Origin of the sequence: Kineococcus indalonis (assembly GCF_009906395.1) — a bacterium.
Lineage (GTDB): Bacteria > Actinomycetota > Actinomycetes > Actinomycetales > Kineococcaceae > Kineococcus > Kineococcus indalonis.
The window spans coordinates 1-794 of the sequence record NZ_JAAALM010000928.1 but is presented as its reverse complement, the minus strand read 5'-3'; the positions used below and the strand labels follow the sequence as shown (position 1 = coordinate 794).

The window sequence follows — 794 nt, the reverse complement described above, 5'->3', positions numbered from 1 at the left end:
GTCATGAGGTCGGTCCTCTGCGTTCGGAGGGGGGCCGGGGGCCCTTCGGACGGGCGCGAGGTGTCGCGGCCTGCGGCGGCGGGACAGCCGCTTGCTTGAAGCGGCAAACATTGCCTCTGCAAGCATCGCGGTGCTCCGCCACCCCGTCAACGGGGCCGCGCCGCGAGCGGTTCAGCGCTCCCGCCCACCCGTCGCGGGTCACGGGCGCGGCGGTGACGTGCGTAGGGTGTCGCCCCGGACCCGGTGCCCGCCGCGCCGCGCGAGGCCCCACGAAGCCCCACCAACCCCGGAGGACGACGGTGCGACGCGCGATCGCCTGGCTGCTGCTGCTGGCCGGTCTCGGCTGCGGCGCCGCCGGCGCCCTCGTGCTCACCGCCCTGGCCCCGCCGCCCACCCTCACGGTCCCCGCGGCGCCGGGCCCCGGCGCGGTCGCCGTCGTCACCGCCCCCGGCCTGCTGGACCTGAGCGGCCCCTCGGCCACCGTGCGGGCCCGCGCCGCCGGCGGCGCGGCCGTCTTCGTCGGCGTCGCCACCGCCGAGGACGCCCGGGCCTGGGTGGACGGCGCCGCCCGCACCGAGGTCACCGGCGTGACCGGCTCCCTCGACGAGCCGGCCGCCCGCACCCGCCGGGAGGGCTCCGGCCCCGCCGCCGACCCCCGCGCCGCCGACGTGTGGATCACCAGCGCCGACGGCGCCGGCGGCGCCCAGCTGACCTGGGACACCTCCACCGACGCCGCCCTGGCGGCCGCCGGCGGGGCCGTGGCCGTCGTCGCCACCGACGGCACCGCCCCCGCC

Annotated in this window: 1 protein-coding gene; it reads left to right on the top strand. The window is 80.6% G+C overall.

Annotated features, from left to right (window positions below):
- Window positions 1-299: 299 nt before the first annotated feature.
- Window positions 300-794, top strand: a 495-nt coding sequence (locus tag GTR00_RS21995; protein ID WP_205706417.1) for a hypothetical protein, incomplete at its 3' end; no start/stop codon positions are given.